Origin of the sequence: Paenibacillus sp. VTT E-133280, from assembly GCF_002264385.1 — a bacterium.
In the GTDB taxonomy this organism is placed as follows: Bacteria; Bacillota; Bacilli; order Paenibacillales; family Paenibacillaceae; genus Paenibacillus_AQ; species Paenibacillus_AQ nitricinens.
Window position 1 is genome coordinate 32,547 of record NZ_NFUX01000010.1, and the last position, 19,994, is coordinate 52,540.

Here is a 19,994-nt window from a genome sequence, read left to right on the forward strand (position 1 = left end):
AATCCCTGACAAAGCCTTGTTTTATTTCAAGTGATCTTTTAATATTGCTCCTAGTTCAGCAGTGTATTTCGTCAACCTTAAGCTTATCTCTGTACGCATAACATCTCGGGTTAATCCAAAGCGTTCCTGATATCCCCGGCAAAAGATTTTGTAATACACCAAGAATTCCTCCTGTTCATCTGCCAGCACCCTGATATTCCGCTGTTTCAGCTCTTTTTGCAGCCGATAAGTATCCTGCATGATCCGGCGTTGAATGGCTTGCCCAGCCATCAAATAGGCGCGTTTAAGAATGTTGCTGGAGGGCTCGATTTCTTTCAAGCTCTTGCTAACCATGGTATCTATATAGGGAAGCAAAATGAGATCTCGAACCATCGTACGCTCCTCCATAGTTATCATTTTATCTGGGTTCACACGCTGCTGTTCCTCGTACTGCTCAACATGTTCGGTCATGATCATTTTCGTTTTCCAGCGCTCATTACCCTCAAGTTTACTCATTTATAGTGACCTCCAATCTGTTCAGCTCTTTCTAGGGCAACACCGGATTCCAGCATAGATGAAGCTCTGATTAGAGCTTTACTGCCATAACGGGCTTTTATTTGATCGATTGCACGTTCTTTGTTGTAAGCCCGAACCCTGTCATCAAAGAGTGTAAGTTGGATGACGCTATCATCTGATAGGTTAGACAAGGAAATCGCTAATCGACCTACGGGAAGGCCAGACCAGTTGTCTGCAAATAATTTTTGCGCAGCAGCAGCTACTTCGTGTGTTAGTGATGTCGGTTCGGGCAATGTCATCTGACGCTCGTAAGCGTTTGAACGCTCTCCGTCCGTCTCTAAAACTGAAATAGAAACTACCGATCCCATATAACCATACCGCCGGGCTCGCTGGCATACTTCAATGACGAGTTCAAGCAGCACAACCTCAATATCTGTATGCCGGGTGTATAAATTCCAGCGAAGAGCCTTGCCGTGTCCCACAGATTTGATCTGATGGCGCATTCCTGTGACCACTGGACTAGGATCCAGCCCGCGCGCAGTTTGCCAATAATATTCCGCTTGAATATCACTTTGCTTACCCATGGTGGTTCGCATTCGTTGCTTAAACTCTGACAGTTCCATTCGCGCAATGTCTCCAATTGTGGATATACCCATACGCCAAAAATTCTTGGTCATTCTAGCCGCTACCATAAACATATCCTGCACCGGAAGTTTCCAAAGGGTCGTCTCTAATTGGTCAAAAGAAAGTTCATATATCCCATCCTTCATCTTCTTGGCGTAGTTATCTGTCGCCATCTTTGCCATAACCTTAGTAGATCCAATACCTACCCGTGTCCAGACTCCCGTCGAAAGTAATACATGGTGCTGAATTTTATGAATCATGTCCTGCAGCGATCCTCCGAAATACGCAAGAGATCCTGTGACATCCAGAAACTGCTCATCGATACTGTAGGGTTCTACCAGATCGGTATATGTTCGGTAAATCTCTGATATCAAGAGTGATACTTTAATGTAAGTCCCCATGCGGGGCCTTATTACGATTAGCTCCGGGCATTTTGCTAAAGCTTCACCTACACGTGAAGCCGTTGTTACCCCCTTTGCTTTTGCAAGCGGGCAGGCTGCCAGCACAATCCCGTTCATTCTTGTTGGATCCCCTACCGCAACAGGTTTATCTCGATATTCAGGGTGGGCAGCTTTCTCCACAGAGGCGTAAAACGCCTGGCAATCAGACAGTAGAATGACGCGATTCTTAGGCATGACGTTGTTCCTGCGCGGGTTGCCATGAAAGAATATTTGCTGCCAAGAACATGCGGGGCGTCCCTGTAGTCAGACAGCTTGCTCGTATGCGACCGTCACGGATACTGTGTATTTCAATTTTTCGCTGGCTGATATTTCTCGCTTTATCCAGATATATAATTTCAATTATTTGGCCGATGCTGATTTGCATGCGATCGCCTCCATAAAAATAAGAACATTTGTTTGTATTATATGCGTAATCGGGAATTTTAAGCAACAAAAAAGGTGAGGTAATTTCCCCCACCACACCAGCTCTTATTTTTTAGAGCTGAGGCTTGCGTATTCAACAGAGATTGAACAGAGAACGAAAAAAGCTTACACTTTGATAGAGTAAACAACAGTAGTAAATTATTGATCTGTTCTCAAAAGCTTTTTTTAGAAAGGAAAGTTGCTAATGTACCGTTCCTCCTACACCTTTCGCTCGGAAGAAGAAGCTTCCATGCTTCTGTTTGATTCTATCGGCTGGGAACTACTCGATTCACCTGCCTATTCATTCAACGGCCAGAACCGGACGGAGAGAAGTTGTGTTATTTTTCAGTACACATTATCGGGAGAAGGTAGAATTGAAATAGATGGGGTTGTTCATCGGTTAACGAAGGGCAAAGCTTTTTTAGTGACTGTCCCCAGCATACACAGGTACTATTATCCGGAAGAAGGCACCGAGCCTTGGGAAGTTTTATGGCTCAATCTACGGGGGCCTTTAGCGATTTCACTTTGGAACCAGCTCGCTGCTCATTGCGGTCCCATTGTAGAACTCCCTCAGGAATCGGTTTCAATAGATTTATTGTGGAATACATTCAAGGACATTCAGGTTCATGAAGAAAGAGATTTGCATCTTTTAACGGGAAAAGTCTTTCAGTGGATCTTGTCCATGGAGAAATATCTCAGGAAACCAAATTTGTTAACTACCTATATAAAAAATGACAAGCTTCACGCCGCAATTCAATTCATGAAGGATAATCTGCATAATAATAATCTAAGCTTAGACGATGTTGCCGCTCATATTGGCGTTTCCAAGCATCATCTTTGCAGACTGTTTCAAAAAAACATCAATCTTTCACCCTTTGAGTATTTAAAAAGACGGCGGATTGAGTTAGCAGCTTCTAAACTTAAAACAACAGATTTGAGTATCAACCAGATTGCGACGGAAACCGGATTTGATAATGCCAGCTATTTCGGAAAGGTTTTCCGGTCCTATTTTGGGGTCAACCCTTCGACTTACCGCGAACAGGATCTAGCGTTCCTCACCAAACATGTATTTTTCGAAAATTAATTCATATAAAAAAGGAGCAAACCCGTGGCTTGCTCCTCTTTTTATTAAACCTCTTTGAGTACAAATAGCAAACTTTTGAAATCGCCCTCAAGCTGTGGAAGAGTGAGTCCGAAGTGCATCAGCTCATCCCCTCTATACACTTCACCATTAAGCTCAAGTTTGTAATTCTTAGCGGGGTCGAGTCCTTTCAACCGCAATCTGCGGAGAGGAGCATTAGGCTCAGCCAGAACTCTGAAATATGTGGCAAAAGCTTCTTTTTTATCCTCCGAAACAAACATCCACGCCGTCTGATTGCCTTCAAATGGACTAAGCAGTCGATAGAAATCTCCGAATTGAATCAGCATTCTCAGTTCTTTGTACTCAGAAACCTGCTTACGGATATCTTCGCGTTCAGCTTCAGTGAGCTTGGTCATATCTAGTTCGTAGCCGAAGTTACCAGACATCGCAACATGACCTCGTGTTTCCAATGGGGTGATACGGTGCACCTGATGGTTAGGAACAGCCGATACGTGAGCACACATAGAGCTTGCAGGGTACACCATGCTTGTTCCATATTGGATCTTCAATCTTTCAATCGCATCCGAGTCATCACTGGTCCAGGTCTGTGGCATATAGTACAGCATTCCTGGATCATATCGTCCGCCACCGCCAGAGCAGCTTTCGAACAGAATATGAGGGAAACGGGTGACGATACGTTCCAGCACATCATAAAGTCCAAGAATATAACGGTGAGCTGTTTCGCGTTGACGTTCTGCAGGAAGAAGAGCAGATCCAATCTCCGTCATATTCCGGTTCATATCCCATTTCACATAAGTAATCGGAGCCGATGACAGCACAGAGCTAACCGAATCCACAATATAATCACATACATCCTTACGGGATAAATCCAGTACAAGCTGCTGGCGAGCTAACGTTCTTGTGTGACCTGGTACATGAAGACACCAGTCCGGATGCTCACGATAAAGATCGCTTTCTGGCGATACCATTTCCGGTTCGAACCATAATCCGAATTCCATGCCCATTGCCGTAATGTCTTCCCCGAGTTTTCCGAGACCTTCCGGAAGCTTGTTGCGATCCTCTACCCAATCTCCGAGGGAGCTATCATCATTGTCTCGTTTCCCAAACCACCCGTCATCTAAGACAAACAGTTCAAGGCCAAGGTCTTTGCCTGCTTGAGCAATTTCTTTGATTTTATCTGCGTTGAAATTAAAATAGGTCGCTTCCCAGTTGTTGATGAGAATAGGGCGCTTCCGATCACGGAATTCACCTCTGCATAACCGGGTCCGATACAGACGGTGGTATGTTCTTGATAATCCACCAAGTCCTTGACTGGATCTTACCAGCACTGCTTCAGGAGTCTGGAAAGATTCTCCCGGTTCAAGCAACCATTGAAAATTAAACGGTTGAATGCCGATGCCCACTCTGGAAATCCCGTATGGATCCACTTCCGCTTGCGCAAGAAAGCTTCCACTGTACACAAGGCTGAACCCGTATACTTCACCATGATCCTCTGTTGCATCTTTTGCAAGCAAGGCCATAAACGGATTCTGCGTGGAACTACTGGCACCGCGTTTACTGTCAATTCGGTGGATACCAGGTACAAGTGGTCTTTTATAGATATGGCGTTCTCTCGTCCAAGTCCCAGATAATTGCAACATGTCATATTCCGAATCATGGAAATCAACATTTGCGCTTAATACACGTTTCAGCACTACATTATCCTTACCCTGATTCTCAATTCGCACGGAACGTGTGATTACATCCTGATCATTAAATACAGTGTAGCTTAATACAGCAATCAATCCCGTTTTGTCATCCTGAAGATACAGTTCCAGTGTCTCTGCTTCTGCTTCGCTTTCAACATAGGTGGATGGCAAACCCTTTAATGCAGGTTTTCCTTTATTAATCTTATGGCTCTTATACAGGAAATTTGTAACGCTCGTACCATCTACTAAATGAACCTCAAGCGCGGGTTCACGGAAATCGCCGTTTCCATAAGACGGAAATTCACTTGGAAGGGTGTCGAGGGAGATTTTTTTATCCTCCATCGTGTAGGTCGGGCTAAAGGAGCAACGTTCCACCAAATTCAGCGCTTGCACTATTCCCTCTAATTTAGGACCCCAATAAACATGCGCTGGAAGCTCACCTCTGACGAGTTCAATAATGTAGCTGGATTGCTCAGACTGTAAATGAAATACCTTGCGGCTGTCATCATAATAAATACTCATAATATCCTCCTACTCTTCTTTTCAGATCTTGCTGTTTGAAGTCTATTTTAAAGATAATTGGAAGGGGATACAATCTGAATATCTATACCTTCATTAGTAAAATATTGATCTATAAAAAATTCAATTTCATGTTATTAAGCTTTGCAAAACAATAAATGATTATTAGCGGCTATAGTAAAAAAAATACATAAAAAAAGAGGCCAAAGTTAAGGGCCTACTTCCTGCGAATCCTCCTATTTAAATATCAAATACGGAGCGTACAGTAAGCTGTGCACGAAGTTCCTCCACCGTAGCTGGCTTGTCGAGATCTTTTTTAGCGATGGTAATACTCCTAGTTGTACCACCCGACATATCAAAATAATTGTCGCTGAAGATGGCATCTCTTTCCTTGAAGTCTAAGCCGACGAAACGAGCATAGGTCTTGGCCTTCACAGTAATTATGAATTGCTCTTCTTCCTCGGTAAGTACCGCTTCAAGCTCAGGGTCAATGAAATTAAAGTGCTTCGGCTTAACAAACAGGACCGTTCCGCCGCTCTTCCTCTCGCCGTCTACCTCAAAAGCGTATTCCAGATAAGTCTCACGTTTCTTCCCTTTCGTATCCAATATGTGACCGAAATCAAGCTGTTCGAACTCAGCAGTACTTAATGCGGCAATTTCCACTGGCTTTGTGCCTTCCAGTAAGACCTCAGATGTCGCAGTGTGCAGTCTCCAACTCAGTTCACCAATAACTTGTTCTCTGCTTTCGTTAGAGACATGAAGGGAGACCTTCGTTCCTTCCTCATGGGCAGAAACAAGGATCGGCGCGAAGAAGTGTTTAGCCGCATAATGCATAGCCTTCCACCGGCCATAATAGTCGATACTGGACCAAGAAGCTACCGGCCAGCAGTCGTTCAACTGCCAATACAATGCCCCCATACAGCGACCTCTATGTCTGCGCCAGTGCTCAACGCCGCAGCGCATCCCTTCTGCTTGAATCAGCTGCGAGGCATATAGCACAGACTCAAAATCTTTCGGATATTTGTAGGTCTCCCCGATATAATAGAGAATTTTCTCATTCCCGGTATTGTTCTTCTGATGGGACTCCATGACATAAGAGAAGATATTACGATCCTCCGGCAGTGTGAACGATTCGATGGTCTTCAGGCCTGGGAAGGACTGTAGCCCAAATTCAGACATATAGCGCGGATATAGCTTCCGGTAATCGGTAAAGGGTTCTTTTCCATGCCAGACTCCCCAGTAATGCATATCTCCATAATTCTCGTCATTTGGCTTGTCAAAGCTGCCTTTGGAGGATGGTGAAGCCCGCCAGTAGAAGGTGTTCGGATCAATTTCTTTTGCGATTGCCGGTAGAAGCACCTCATAATGCTTAATATAATCTGCCTTTAGCTGCAGAGAATAATGCTTCTCCCAGTCCCATTCATCCCAGGCCAGCTCCTGCTCGTTGTTGCCACACCATAAACCTAGCGATGCATGATGGCGAAGACGTTTCATGTTATCGATGGTCTCGTGCGTGATATTCTCCTCGAAAGCCTCGGTCAAGGCATAGATGCCGCACGCATAGAGATGATCCTGCCAGACGATAAGACCATATTCATCGCAGAGATCATAGAAATAATCATCCGGGTAATATCCGCCACCCCATACACGAATCGTATTGAAATTGGCAGCCACACAGCTTTGAAGCAAGCGATCTGTACGCTCCCTAGTCACACGCGGCAGAAGATTGTCCTCCAGAATATAGTCAGCACCTGTAGAGAAAATAAGCACACCGTTAACTTCAAATGCAAATGATTCTCCCCACTGGTCTTCTTCCTGCTTCACCGTAATGGTTCTGAGTCCAATCCGCAGTTCTCTGCGATCTAACTCCAGCGCCTTTTCCTCAAGTACAACCTCTACATTGTACAGCGGCTGAGCACCGAGATTATTCGGCCACCACAGCTCTGGCTCGGTAATTTCCAGTGTAATATGATGATCTGTTCCAATAGTCTCAATTACACGTTGCTCCAGAATTTGACCCGCTGGTGAATGAACTTTAACCACAATCTCCCGATCAGCCTCCAGCCAGCTCGCTGTCCTAACTCGAACATCCAGCGTGACCTTATCCTTCTCATGAAATTGTGTAATATAAACATCCTCAAGGCGGGCGCTGTTATAACCCTGAATAGAGAGACTCCGCCAGATTCCTAGATCGGGCAGCTTCGGACCCCAATCCCAGCCGAACATGGAGTGCGCTTTGCGCAGATGCGATATCCCCTCTACCGCATCCGCACATCCACTAAGCGGAAGCTCTGCTTGCTTCCGTAGAGTAAATTCTACTGGGGAGCGAAAAATGGCATGAATAGTATTATCACCAGTCGTCAATACAGACTTGATATCTACTTCATACGTCCGGTGCATGTTGTCACTGTTCAGAATATTCGTTCCATTCAGGTAAAGCTCACAAAGCGTATCGAGCCCTTCACACAGCAGAAATATGCGGTCATGCTCTAGAACTTCAGCCTCTAGTTGAAAGCTACGTTGATATTCGTAATCATAATTGGACAGTTCCAGAACCTCATGCTCCTGCTCGCGGTAGAACGGATCTGGCATTGCTCCGGCGTTCAACATATCATGGTAGACAGAGCCTGGTACACTGGCTTCCAGCCAATTTGGTTCATCAAGCCGTTTCATTTTCCATTTTCCATTTAGATCGATAAGTTGCATATTTTCGCCTCCACAGATGTGCTATTTTGACTTCTTGTATTAAAATCTTAACAGTAATATGTATACATTTCTTCTATTGTGTTCGCAAAAATAGTGTGCTATTTTAACATCATCAAACGCTGGAGGAAGAGCATGATCAAATACACCGAGGCAAGCCACATCAACCCCGAATTGCTAGCTGATCCCTTCTGGGTAGAATCTCTGAGTCAGGTATCCCCAGAACATACGCATGATTTTTATGAATTTTTTATACTCACTGAAGGCCGATGCCGGCATATTGTCAACGGGGCTACCCAGCTTCTTCAATCTGGCTGCCTCGTCTTCATCCGGCCCGATGATACTCATCACTATGAAGCTGACGGGGATAACGATTGCCGCTTTCTCAATATTCCCTGCCGAAAAAGCCTCATTAATGATGCCTTTAGTTATCTGAATGAAGAAGAATTCCTGCACGGGCTATTAAATACTCCGCTTCCTAGAATCGCCATGCTATCTCAACTGGAGATGGATGATTTCATTCGTTCTTTTGAACGCATCCGAATGCTCTCTACCTTAGACAAAGTAAAGTCCAGGATTTATCTGAAAGGAATACTCGTAGATACACTTACCCAGCATTTTTTCTCTCCAGAAACCATCGAGCAGCCAGAATTCCCATTGTGGCTCGAACATGCCGTTTCCAAGATGCATCTAAAAGAAAACCTGAACAAAGGTCTTCATACCCTGTACGAGTTGTCGGGCAGAAGTGCCGGTCATGTCAACCGGGCCTTCCGCCAGTATTTGAACCAGACACCAACAGAATATATCAATCAACTTAGGCTCAACGTGGCACGTAATCTATTACTTACTACTGAACTGCGTGTGGTCGAAATCGCCCTGGAATCCGGCTTTGAGAATGTCAGCCATTTCTATCATCAATTCAAAAAATACTATCATCAGGCCCCGCTAGATTTCCGCAAAAATACGCATGCCATAACAAAAGGCTCCCCCTCTGCCTGAATGCAGAGAGGAAGCCCTTACATTAATTATTTTGAATTCCACAATTCCATACGTTCTGCGTACTTCTGGTTAATAATTTCTTCTACTTTCTCATCCCCAGCCTTTTTCATATCCGCAAGCATCTTGTCAAATACGGAATTAGCTTCGGCTTCCGATGGAGCAATGATCACTCTCGTAATGCTTTGATCCATAATATCTTTTACCTTCTGTGCAGTCAGGGCTTCAGGTGTTCCCCCGTCAGGGGTCAGGTTGTCATATTCCGCTGTATCCCATACGGAGTCCCCAAGGCTCTTGATCGCCAACTGATCTACTTCACTGCGTTGATATTTAACCGCCATATCGTAAGGCTGTTCATTGGCATCCAGACCATTTTTAATAAACCATAACCATTTGCGGACACCGCTTTTCTTCACTGTGTCATCCCAATTTTCCTTGAAGCTATCCAAGAATGCAGGGTCTGGTTGTCTCTTGCCATCCACCATGGTGTATTGAACGCCTTCTTGACCCCACAGCAGTAAATGCTGCCCTTCATCACTCGCCAAGAAATTGAACAGCTTCATTGTTTCTTCAGGGTGCTTGTTATTCTTAGTGATAGCGATGGCATCCCATCCCAGTGAGCTTCTTGGTCCAGATGTCGTTTGGGTAGGGTCTGTGCCTGGTGCCACAACCTTATAAGGGAAGAATTGATTATCTTCGCCGCCATCCTTCTTCAAAGTACCATTCGCGTTACCTGGGTCCCAATATGCGCCTGGTGTAGAGAATACTGCGCCGGTAGCCAGCTTTTGAATCCAGGTTTGTGTTTTACTGATGGCAAATTCCTTTTCGATCAGACCTTCTCTGTATAATTTGTTCACATAGAGCAGCATTTCACGATACTTAGGATCCTTAACATCATATTGCAATTTCCCATTATTATCGTAGTAGGTTTTCAGCCCCCACATGCCCTTGAACGTTCCAAGGTTGGCGCCCATATTCTCACCGTTCATGGTCATTGGAACAGATTCTTTTCCATCAATCGTCTTGTTTTTTGCTTTAAAATCCTTCAAAATTGCTTCTAATTCATCTGTTGTAAGCGGTGCTTTGCCATCTGCTTTGTCTGGAGCCAGACCTGCAAGCAGATTTTTTCTCATCAGCATCCCAAAGACTGGGTCACTATCTAATCCATACCAGTTAGCCAAGTAATAGTTCTTTCCGTCTTTATAACGCGTCTTGGTCAGTGTGTCGCCATACATTTCCTTGATATCAGGACCATTCTTCTCAATCAACTCATCGAGTGGAATGAAGGCACCGCTTGTGATGTATTTATCAAGTGAAGCATCCCCGCGGCTCATCACGACCACATCTGGATAGTCGCCGCTGGCAAGCATCAAGCTTAGCTTCTCTGTCGGATTTCCTGTTGGCTGCTGAATGGAGATCTCAATGCCAGTCTTTTTAGTGATTTCTTGGGCGACAGCATCAGTAAAAGGCTCTCCCTTAGTATTTGAATCAAACCATGTAAGTGTAATCGGCTCTTGTTTTGTATTGTCTCCAGCCGCTTTGTTTGTATTGTCTGTTCCATCATTAGAGCCACAGCCCGCTAATAGACCCACAGATAATGCAGCAGTCATACTTACGCTCAACAATTTGTTTTTCTTTATCATAGACACCCTAATTCCTCCCATTAATTAAGTTACGTCACAAGCCTATCAAGCAACCAAGCAAGTCTGTCCGCTCACCCCCCTTCAGGGCCGCCAGTTGGACAATTCCTCTCCGGCTGGCGTTCGGTTATTAATCATATTAACTCTTAACAGCTCCCAAAGTCATACCCTTAACAAAATACTTTTGCAGGAACGGATACACTAGAACGATAGGCAATGTTGCAACCATCGTCGCTGCCATCCGGATCGTATCGCTTGAAACCGCATTTCGTTTGGCAGAGTTAGCCAGCATTTGCGATTGCGATACCATACCTCCGGTCTGGAATTGACTCAGTATTTTGACGAGTACAGCTTGCAAGGTCTTCAGGTCTGAGCTGTAAGTAAAGGCATAAGAGTCAAACCACGAGTTCCAATGTGATATTGCCTGAAAGAGGCCCACTGTCGCGAGTACTGGTGTTGTTAACGGCAGCACAATCCGGAAGAAAATCATTAAGTCGTTCGCTCCATCTACTTTCGCTGATTCCTCAATCTCACCAGGCAATCCCTCCATAAAAGTACGGACAATAATCATATAGAAGACATTCATCAAGCCTGGCAGAATAAAAACGGAGAAAGTGTCGATCATATTCAGGGCTTTAAGCACCATGTAATAAGGAATCAAACCGCCTCCGAAATACATCGTAAAGATGAAGTAAAGGTTCCAGCCCTTGCGTCCCATCAAATTCCGCCGGCTTAGCGGATAAGCAAGCATCGTAATCACAAGAACCGACAGTGGTGCACCAATTACGGTCCGTTTAACCGTTACCCATATCCCATTCATAATTTCGGTATCTTTCAAAATTTGGTTGTAGCTATCAAAGGTGATATCTCTTGGCCAAAAGTAGACGCCACCACGAACAGTATCCTCAGCAGCATTTAATGAAAGCACGAGAATATTCCAAAAAGGTAAGAAGGTAACTAGCAATACAAGAATAAGAATCAAATATACAAAACACTTAAAGATATGATCTCCGTATCTGTTCAAAAACATCTCAAGCGCTCCTCTCCATTTTGTTATTTAGAACAACGCTTGGTCGTTCACTTTTCTAGAAATTCGATTCACGATTACAACAAGAATGAAGGCAATAACGGATTTGAATACCCCCACGGCAGCCCCGTATGAGAACATGCTGTTTTGCAGCCCGTATTTGTATGCATAAATATCGATAACTTCCGAGTACTCAAGCACAGTGTTATTTTGCAACAGATATTGTTGTTCAAAGCCGGCATTCAAAATACCTCCGACTGCGAGAATCGCCAATATCACGATAGTTGGACGTAAAGCAGGGAGCGTAATATTCCACATTTGCTTGAATCGGCTAGCTCCATCTACTCTTGCGGCTTCGTAAAGCTCTGGATTAATAGCGGATATTGCAGCAAGGTACATAATGGCGCTAAAACCCATTTCTTTCCACATATTAGATAAGGCGATAATCCACCAGAATAAAGGTCCGTTTTGTAGAAAAGCTACGGGTTCGTCCACAATCCCGAGCGTTACTAGAAGATTGTTGAACATCCCATCGGAAGCTAGCAGCGTAATTACAATGTTAGCGGCGATAACCCATGAGATAAAATGCGGCAGATAAGAAACCGTCTGCGTAAAGCGTTTGAAAAATCCCTGTTTTGCTTCATTCAGCACAAGCGCGAGTATGATCGGCGCCGGAAACCCGAATAACAAGGTCAAGAGGCTTGTCGCAAGCGTATTACGCATTACACGGTAGAAGTCTCCTGTGGTAAAGAAATATTCAAACCACTTAAAGCCAACAAAGTCGGCATGGAAAAATTGTTGAAAAAATGTTCCTCCACCCGGTTGATAGTTTGTAAATGCCATATACATACCAAACATAGGTCCATAGGAAAATAGCAATGTCGCAATTATGGCAGGGAGCATTAGCAAAAATAACCATTTCTGCTCTTTTAATCTGTACCAAAAATTATTGCCCCTGACTGTTTTGATAGCGCTTGCTTTATACATCAAATACCCTCCCTTTTTATTTCGTGCAGCATCCCCTGCAACATCTCGATTCAACTTCTCTCCTATTTATCTTAAGTCCGTATAGGACTCCTTTCTATACTTCAATCCTCCGAATGATAGCGCTTTTTAAAGGAGTTTCTTAACATTCGAGCATTGGATTTCGATATTCAGTCTGATATGATAAACTTGGCTTTCCGTGAATTTACAGTAAAGAAGGGACTTCTACGATGCGTCATTTCTACAAAAAGTATATTTATATGCCTTTTATTGACCTTAGCTTTCGCTCCAAGCTGTTCCTTGTGTTCGTTCTGGTCACCATTATTCCAATGATGTTATTAGCCTACCTTTCCTACGAGTTAACAAAATCAAAATTAACAGATCAGATTTACAGCAATATGATGAATTCGACGGCGCAGATCAATAAGAACCTGGAGAACAAACTGGACAGTTATGAGCATATTTCCGCTTCCATTTACTTGGATAACAGACTGGCCACTTATCTCACAAGCGAATACCAGGATGATCCATCCTATCTAGACGTCTATCAATATATTGGCAATCGTATAGACACGGTACTGGCCGCTTATCCCGATTTTGGTAGCGTTTTCATTTATTCGGAAAATGAATCACTTCCCAAAGATGATTATTATATCAAGCCGGTGACACCTGAGGTTAAAAATACAGCGCTGTACAAGCAGCTGATGCAATCTCACGGGAATATTATTCATCTATCCTCACCGCAGTCACAAGATAATCCCGCGATGTTTACACTAGCCAGGTTACTGAACAATAATCGCAATCAATATCCCTATGGTATTCTGGTTTTCGAAATATCCGAATCGGTGATCTATTCTTTAATGGAGGAAGAGACGGGTGGCAAAGATATTTTTATTGTTAATGACAAGGGCCTTATATTATCAGCTGCTGACAAGCACTTATTAAATACAAGTCTGCCGGAAATGCTTGATCAGAGCTTTGATGAATCGCCTTCTGGCCGATTTGATACTACATATAATGGGGTAAAAGCATTCGCCGTCTACAATACGCTAAAAAACGGATGGAAAACCGTATCTATCTTTCCTTATGACAGTATCATTCAGGATGCCAAATCACTGTCCGAGCTCATCATCAAAATTTCTTTAGCTTTTATAGTCGTAGCATTAATACTGATATATATTACGGCATCGCTGTTCAGCAAACGTATTCGCACGTTAATCCGAATGATCCGGCGGCTTGAACGTGGTGACTTCAACCCTACGAATGATGAGTATTTAGGCAATGATGAGATTGGCCAGCTTCATTTTGCCTTCAAGCAAATGACTACACGCTTAAAGAGCCTAATCACCGAAGTGTATCAGAAGGAGCTACAGAATAAGGAGGCAGAGCTTGACCTGCTTCAGGCTCAGATCAACCCCCATTTTCTCTACAATACACTGGGCTCCATTTCGTCTCTTGCCCTAAAACATCAAGATACCCGTATTCAGGATTTGGTGCTTCATCTCGCCAAGTTTTATCGCATTTCCCTGAATAAAGGGAAGAGCATCTTAACTATTAATGAAGAATTGAAGCTGACGCAAAGCTACAATGCCATTCAGCTGATCCGATTCAAAGGACAATTGAACATCACCTACCATGTGGATGAAGTGATCTTACCTTACTCTACAGTCAAGCTAGCCTTGCAGCCTTTTGTAGAAAATGCGGTGCTTCATGCTGTGTGGAATCAGGAAAGCCCGCTAAATATTCATATCAAAGGACTAATAAAAGATAATGATATTCTTCTATCCGTGATTGATGATGGTATGGGGATGAGCCGTGAGACACTTCAAGCTTTACTTGAGGATAAGCCCGGACGAGGTTATGGGATTTCAAACGTAGATCGACGGATAAAACTGAGATTTGGGGAGCATTACGGCGTTACAGTGTTTAGCAGACTCGGAATAGGTACCACTGTGCAAATTCGCTTGCCGCAAAAGGAACTGTAAGGAATGACGCATCTGAATAATCGCAAAGCTTATTGAGAAATCAGAAATATTGATTAATAATTAGGGAAATTCGCCCGATTATTAGGGAGGATTTCCCTAATTACATTGCATCCAGGAATTTTCCGGCTATTTTTAGGGAGATTTTCCCTAATCGCTCTCACCTAGCCTAGTTGCCACGAGCCCCTCGATATAACCATTATCATTAGGACGCTAGCTACTTAATAAAGCTTCAGTGAACACCAAAAACGAAGGAGCTAAGCATCTAGAGATCGCTTAACTCCTTCGTTCATTTGTATATTTGCAATGTTTTACTTCATAATCAAGTTATAGATCACTTGGGTCGCTTCTGCTCGGGAAGCGATCCCTTTTGGTGCAAACAGACCTTCACTTTGGCCTTGAACCAGTCCTAGGCTGGCTGCTCCCTTTACAGAAGATGCTGCCCAAGAGGAGACTTGCTTCATATCGGTGAATGCCACGTCAGCTGAAGCAACAGTTACTTTGCCATTCTTCAGCTCATAGGCTTTCATTAACATGACCGTGATTTCTTCACGGGTAATCTGTGCAGCCGGCTCGAACTTGGTTGCATTTCTGCCGCTCACGATGCCCGCCTTGTAAGCGATAGAAATGGACTCCGCGTACCAAGCAGACGGTGCAACATCACCAAAGCTAACATCTCCTCTTGTGGTCAGCCCAAGGGAATGAACGAGCATAGAGGTGAACTCAGCACGTGTAATCGCACGGTTTGGTTCAAACTTGTCTTTGCTAGTCCCTTGAACATACAGCTTGGCCGCCAGTTCTTGGATTGCAGGACTAGCCCAGTGATGGGCTGGCACATCGACAAAGCTCCGTTTAAGCTCCAGCACAGCATATTTACTAAAGTGATTAACTTGTGCTGTCAATACACCATCAGCATAATTCGCAGAGATATATTCCAGCTTACCGTTATCCGCAATATAGTAAATGCCTCCACGCCTCAAATCAAAACCTGCTCCCACTGTCAGGCTTAGCGTAATGGGTTGATCGAACGCAGAAAGCGTTTCTGTTGTGCCAGTTTTCGGGGTCACCGACAGACTGAACTCATAGATATCACCCATGAGTCTAACCTGTGCATGAGTAGTTCCCTCCGCTGCAGCAATGATCTCATTAGCCTTGCTGCTGAGTGGTGTTAATTTCAGGGTTATCGTGCTATCATCCCGCTGACCTTCCGGTAGCTTGCTCTGCAACTGGCGGAGCAGATCCGCAGGCACCTTCATGGAGAACTTACCGGACTTCAGAACCAGCGTGTGATTCGCCAGCTGGCGAACAACATCAGAGGATAGTTGTATCTGCTGTGTATCTCCCTTAATCTCCACGATGACATTACCAGATGCACTATCCACCTTCAGCATCTCTCGTGTAAGGATTAGAGTGACCGCGCCATTCTCTTGGTCTACAATGCTACCAGGAGTACCGTTGTGGTTACCCGGATTCGCAGGCACTTCAGGATTTCCCGGTTCTACAGTAGAGGCTGCTTTGACTGTAACTTCTGCCGTAGCTTTTAAGCCGCCGTCTACTGTTTCCACCGTAATTGTGGTTTTCCCAGCATTTACAGCCGTTACTGTTCCATACACTACGGCAGCTACAGACGTATCGCCTGAAGTCCAGTGTACTGCTTTATTCGCCGCCTCTTCTGGAGATAGCGTAGCCGTCAGCTTTCCGGTTGCACCAGCAGTTAATGTTAGCTCTGTCTTATCCAGCGATACACCTGTAACTTTCTTAGGTGCAGCTGTTAATTTTACCAGCTTCGATTCAGCCGGCTGCATGGACAATGCAAGTGTTCCTGAAATCGTCGAAACCTCTCCCGTCCATAGGTCTTGCATCGTGTACGAATCCGCTGCGTCCAATCCGGCTCTACCAAGATTCACCGTTTTGTCTGCAGAAGCATTGGCGCTGTAGTTGAATACAGCCAGATAATAATCGTTGCCGTCTTTCATCACAAAAGTATCCGCTGCATTTGCATTCGTATTCCCTTCCAGCGGCTTGAACACTTTTCCTTTTAACGCTAATTCGAGAACCTCCTTGTTGTTAAATAAGGCAGTCATGTACTCCTGTGCCTTTGGATCGTTAACATCATCAGAGCCGAGAAGTACGGTACCGGCGATGACGCCAGAGTTCATTCGACTGCGAGCTTCAGTTAAGCTGGAAGCACGGGCCAACGCCAAATGATCGGGATCCGTATAGGTGTAGATCGTGCCATTTTGCCAGAAGCCATAAGTCAACGAATTCAGCATGTACTCCGTTTCATTGATCTTACCGTAGGTATCGCAGGAAATACGTCTGCTGTGTGCATATTGACTTGGAAAGATTGGCGCAATAGATGCGCTAATGAACATTTTTCCATCCAAACGATCTTTCACATAACGCATTCCTTCATTATAAGCTTGAATCCCTGTCGTTACGGTTGAATCGAAATGTTGTCCCTCAAGCGAACCGTGCGTCAAGAAATCCAATTTGATGAAGGTAAAGCCCAGAGCCTTAAATTTGTCCAAAAAATAATTCATGCGCAGCTTAGCACCTGGATGTGTCACATCCAGAGGAAAAGCCCCATCCAGCGTCGGCAGCGGTTTACCCTCAGCATCTTTGAGGACAATATCGCCATACGTATACTTATTGTCGGTACCCTCTACCGGCTGGCTCATATTGTTGCCCCAATATACAAATGGTGCCCAATAAATACCTGCATGCTGACCATTACCCTTAATGACTGATACAGCGTCAGCAAGCTGCTTATCATTCAAATTGTCCCAATAGGAATCCATATTAATAAATACATTACCGTTATTATTGAAATCATTTAGGTGCTCCTTATAATAATTGGAGACATCCACAACGTCTTGGTATGAAAGTGTACCTTCGTAAGCTCCCCAGCTGTTAAAGCCAACCGGCACGCCTTGCGGCAACTCAGGATTCAGCAACAGTGGAGGTGTGATGATCGCATTAGCTTTTCCGTATTCCTCAAGTCCTGTGCGGTAATCACTGAATGCCCCCACCATAATCAGCGGCGAGGACAATTCTGCGCCTGTAAGGATGCCATGAGGCTGGGTATCCCGTGTAACGTCGCTGGCTGCTCCGCCATAAACCGCCAGCTCATTCAGCCGATTAGAAGATCCTTTCCAGTCGATCCCGGTCTTCCACGTATCATGAGTGACCGACCCGAGCACAAGGCCGCTGCGTGTCGAGTTATTAAATATAGTCGTCATTTCATAGCTGGTATCCGCTCGGTTCATAGATTGAGATTTATAACGAATCCAAGCATCATTGTCAAAAGGAACGGTCAGTACCCGGTTATCTGCACTGGCACCGATATCCACTCCACCTGAACGTTTTACGGTAATAGGTGACATATAATTCGTCTGTAACGCCGTGTCGCTAATGGCATCCAGACGAGTTAAGAAATACTTCTGATCGTCATAAAACTTGTAAACCTGTTTGAGCGTTGGCTGTCCAGCTGAGGTGTGAACAAAAGTAAGCTCCACTCCTTTGCCGAAGCCATCCTGAATTTCTGCTGGAGCACCAGCACTTGCATGATTCTCATAGCTTGCAGTCTCAACGAGCGTATCACCGAGTTTGATGCTGCTATAGATTCCTTGCAGCTTCTGACCATCCGTCCACTTGTAGCTTGCGTATCCAGACTTAGTATAAAAGGAAACCTCATATTGCCCATTCGATACGAGCGTTCCATAAGTATATTCGGTAACGGTGATGGCCCCGTAGTTATCCGAAGCCCCTGGTGTCCCCAGATCCCCATCCTCTTCAACTGGAGGATTAGGATCTGTACCCAATGCCGGTTCTACAATAATTCGATCCAGATCTGGCGCATACCAGTTGCCGTCTGAGAATTTGATTGTATTCTCGCCTTCGTTCAGGGGCAGGGTAAGCTCATATGTGAGAGCCGTATCCCAGTCTGGTGTCTTTGGCAGTTCATAATACTGCTCTGCTCCACCATTAGCGCTGACGTATAAGCTACGCGGGTCACCTGAGAAATAAGCTAACGTGATCCGATAATCCCCTGTCATCGGAGCCGTAATCTTATTGAAAGTTAAGGAACTGCCGCCATTCAGATACCCTACCTTCTGTCCACCGGAAGCATTCGGGCTATCAGCAACTCGTGCTTCTCCAGTTAAATCATTGACCGGAGACTCCGCTTCATAACTGATCGTATACGGTATGACTTCAATCCGGTCGAAATCTGGAGAGTACCAGTCATGATCCGAGAAAGTGATCGTGTTCAACCCTTCCTGCAGGGAGGCTTCTACATCATAAGTCCCTACCGTATCCCAGCTTGCTGTCTTTGGCAGATCAACCAATTCATCCTGTCCATCATTCACCTGTATATAGACAGGCCGCTGGTCACCGGAAATATAGGAAATACGGATCAAATACGTTCCCGCTGCCGGCACAGTGACATTTGTGAACTGTAAAGCACTGTTTTTATTCATATCCTTTACAATTTTGCCACCGGAACCAACGCTGCTGTCCGCTATTTTGGCGTTGCCTGTAATTATATTTTCAGGCGCTTCGGCTTCTATGATTGCACCATGCAGCTTCTCCTTCCAGTCGCCTCCAGATCCTTCACCTGGGTCGCTGTCGTCCAGTCCACGAATTACGATCTTGTCGATGTCTGGAGAATACCAGTTGTTGTCATCAATCAGGATACTGTTCTCTCCAGCATTCAGCGGAAGTGTCACATCATAAGCTCCCACCGTATCCCAATCCACTGTCTTGGGTGGTTCTTCAAACTGCTTATCGCCGCCATTGGCACTGATATTGAATGGCCGCGAATCGCCAGAAAAATAGTATATTGTAATTTTATAATTCCCACTCTCACTTACAGTCACATGATTGAACTGCAAAGTGCTTCCTTGATACATGCCTCCGACTTTCTGCCCCCCGGAAGCCGCTGGGTGTTCAGAAATAGAAGCATTGCCAGTCATAGCATTTCCATCAGCTTCAGCTTCATAGGTAGTATTCTCCGTACCATCGGCATAAACCGTACTGACAAACTGACCGCCACTGCCTATTACCAAGCAGATGATGACAAAGAACAAAAATCCTCTTTTCATTGCTTTCCCAAACATTTAATCCCTCCGTTTGTAGGTCTCCTTGCACTTTTGTGATATTCGGGCTATATCTGTCCATCAAGTCATCAAAGGAGTTGGTTAAGAAGCATCTTGAAAGCGCTACCGATTTTCGATGAACTAAAACTCCTTTGATTGCCTTGAGGAATGAAGCCCCTCACATGTGCTAGTTATAATACATGCTTAATTGTAAAAAGCAGAGGGATTAATATCCATATCGCAAGTTTACTATTCGTAAGGGAAAGTAACTT

The 19,994-nt window shown here is 44.6% G+C and carries 12 protein-coding genes; 3 read left to right on the top strand and 9 right to left on the bottom strand.

The genetic code is table 11. The features are described from left to right. Positions 1-21 precede the first annotated feature (21 nt). From CA600_RS06650 to CA600_RS06660, 3 genes are read right to left on the bottom strand one after another with little or no spacing between them, the layout of a single operon-like run. Positions 22-495: a hypothetical protein gene (locus CA600_RS06650; protein WP_094869475.1), complete on the bottom strand. Its 474-nt coding sequence runs from the start codon at positions 493-495 to the stop codon at positions 22-24. Continuing rightward, on the bottom strand, positions 492-1,754 hold the full coding sequence (locus CA600_RS06655; protein WP_094869476.1) for a DNA polymerase IV: 1,263 nt from the start codon (positions 1,752-1,754) through the stop codon (positions 492-494). The genes CA600_RS06650 and CA600_RS06655 overlap by 4 nt, the downstream gene beginning before the upstream one ends. Further along, the gene (locus tag CA600_RS06660) at positions 1,747-1,944 is read right to left on the bottom strand and encodes a hypothetical protein (protein WP_094869477.1); all 198 of its coding nucleotides are present in this window, start codon (positions 1,942-1,944) and stop codon (positions 1,747-1,749) included. The genes CA600_RS06655 and CA600_RS06660 overlap by 8 nt, the downstream gene beginning before the upstream one ends. A 243-nt stretch (positions 1,945-2,187) precedes the next feature. Here CA600_RS06660 and CA600_RS06665 point away from each other — a divergent pair, with 243 nt between their 5' ends. Further along, the gene (locus CA600_RS06665) at positions 2,188-3,066 is read left to right on the top strand and encodes a helix-turn-helix transcriptional regulator (RefSeq protein WP_094869478.1); all 879 of its coding nucleotides are present in this window, start codon (positions 2,188-2,190) and stop codon (positions 3,064-3,066) included. A 44-nt stretch (positions 3,067-3,110) separates the two neighbouring features. Here the strand turns inward: CA600_RS06665 and CA600_RS06670 are convergent, their stop codons facing one another. Next, positions 3,111-5,294 carry an alpha-galactosidase gene (locus CA600_RS06670; protein ID WP_094869479.1) on the bottom strand — a complete coding sequence of 728 codons (2,184 nt, stop codon included), beginning with the start codon at positions 5,292-5,294 and terminating at the stop codon, positions 3,111-3,113. A gap of 237 nt (positions 5,295-5,531) precedes the next feature. Next, positions 5,532-7,997 carry a beta-mannosidase gene (locus CA600_RS06675; RefSeq protein WP_094869480.1) on the bottom strand — a complete coding sequence of 822 codons (2,466 nt, stop codon included), beginning with the start codon at positions 7,995-7,997 and terminating at the stop codon, positions 5,532-5,534. A gap of 132 nt (positions 7,998-8,129) precedes the next feature. On the opposite strand from CA600_RS06675, the gene CA600_RS06680 reads away from it, so the two are divergent. Continuing rightward, positions 8,130-8,993 (top strand): helix-turn-helix domain-containing protein, encoded by an 864-nt coding sequence (locus CA600_RS06680; protein ID WP_094869481.1) that lies wholly within the window; start codon positions 8,130-8,132, stop codon positions 8,991-8,993. A 26-nt stretch (positions 8,994-9,019) separates the two neighbouring features. On the opposite strand, the gene CA600_RS06685 is transcribed toward CA600_RS06680, so the two are convergent. The 3 genes from CA600_RS06685 to CA600_RS06695 all read right to left on the bottom strand — a co-directional run bounded on the left by CA600_RS06685 (position 9,020) and on the right by CA600_RS06695 (position 12,644). Continuing rightward, on the bottom strand, positions 9,020-10,633 hold the full coding sequence (locus CA600_RS06685; protein ID WP_179281560.1) for an extracellular solute-binding protein: 1,614 nt from the start codon (positions 10,631-10,633) through the stop codon (positions 9,020-9,022). A 136-nt stretch (positions 10,634-10,769) separates the two neighbouring features. Further along, positions 10,770-11,660, bottom strand: coding sequence for a carbohydrate ABC transporter permease (locus tag CA600_RS06690; protein ID WP_094869482.1), 891 nt, complete (start codon positions 11,658-11,660; stop codon positions 10,770-10,772). A gap of 27 nt (positions 11,661-11,687) precedes the next feature. Then, positions 11,688-12,644, bottom strand: a complete 957-nt coding sequence (locus CA600_RS06695) for an ABC transporter permease (protein ID WP_094869483.1) — start codon at positions 12,642-12,644, stop codon at positions 11,688-11,690. 227 nt (positions 12,645-12,871) lie between these two features. Here CA600_RS06695 and CA600_RS06700 point away from each other — a divergent pair, with 227 nt between their 5' ends. After that, entirely contained in the window at positions 12,872-14,626 is a 1,755-nt protein-coding gene (locus tag CA600_RS06700) for a cache domain-containing sensor histidine kinase (RefSeq protein ID WP_094869484.1), read from the top strand. 308 nt (positions 14,627-14,934) lie between these two features. On the opposite strand, the gene CA600_RS06705 is transcribed toward CA600_RS06700, so the two are convergent. Then, positions 14,935-19,743: an S-layer homology domain-containing protein gene (locus CA600_RS06705; protein WP_094869485.1), complete on the bottom strand. Its 4,809-nt coding sequence runs from the start codon at positions 19,741-19,743 to the stop codon at positions 14,935-14,937. Positions 19,744-19,994 lie beyond the last annotated feature (251 nt).

Excerpts from the sequence above, each read along its gene's own strand:
- CA600_RS06695 (WP_094869483.1), bottom strand. The coding sequence starts at position 12,644 with ATGTATAAAGCAAGCGCTATCAAAACAGTCAGGGGCAATAATTTTTGG.
- CA600_RS06670 (WP_094869479.1), bottom strand. The coding sequence starts at position 5,294 with ATGAGTATTTATTATGATGACAGCCGCAAGGTATTTCATTTACAGTCT.
- CA600_RS06660 (WP_094869477.1), bottom strand. The coding sequence starts at position 1,944 with ATGCAAATCAGCATCGGCCAAATAATTGAAATTATATATCTGGATAAA.
- CA600_RS06685 (WP_179281560.1), bottom strand. The coding sequence starts at position 10,633 with ATGATAAAGAAAAACAAATTGTTGAGCGTAAGTATGACTGCTGCATTA.
- CA600_RS06655 (WP_094869476.1), bottom strand. The coding sequence starts at position 1,754 with ATGCCTAAGAATCGCGTCATTCTACTGTCTGATTGCCAGGCGTTTTAC.
- CA600_RS06665 (WP_094869478.1), top strand. The coding sequence starts at position 2,188 with ATGTACCGTTCCTCCTACACCTTTCGCTCGGAAGAAGAAGCTTCCATG.
- CA600_RS06650 (WP_094869475.1), bottom strand. The coding sequence starts at position 495 with ATGAGTAAACTTGAGGGTAATGAGCGCTGGAAAACGAAAATGATCATG.
- CA600_RS06700 (WP_094869484.1), top strand. The coding sequence starts at position 12,872 with ATGCGTCATTTCTACAAAAAGTATATTTATATGCCTTTTATTGACCTT.
- CA600_RS06690 (WP_094869482.1), bottom strand. The coding sequence starts at position 11,660 with ATGTTTTTGAACAGATACGGAGATCATATCTTTAAGTGTTTTGTATAT.
- CA600_RS06675 (WP_094869480.1), bottom strand. The coding sequence starts at position 7,997 with ATGCAACTTATCGATCTAAATGGAAAATGGAAAATGAAACGGCTTGAT.
- CA600_RS06680 (WP_094869481.1), top strand. The coding sequence starts at position 8,130 with ATGATCAAATACACCGAGGCAAGCCACATCAACCCCGAATTGCTAGCT.
- CA600_RS06705 (WP_094869485.1), bottom strand. The coding sequence starts at position 19,743 with ATGTTTGGGAAAGCAATGAAAAGAGGATTTTTGTTCTTTGTCATCATC.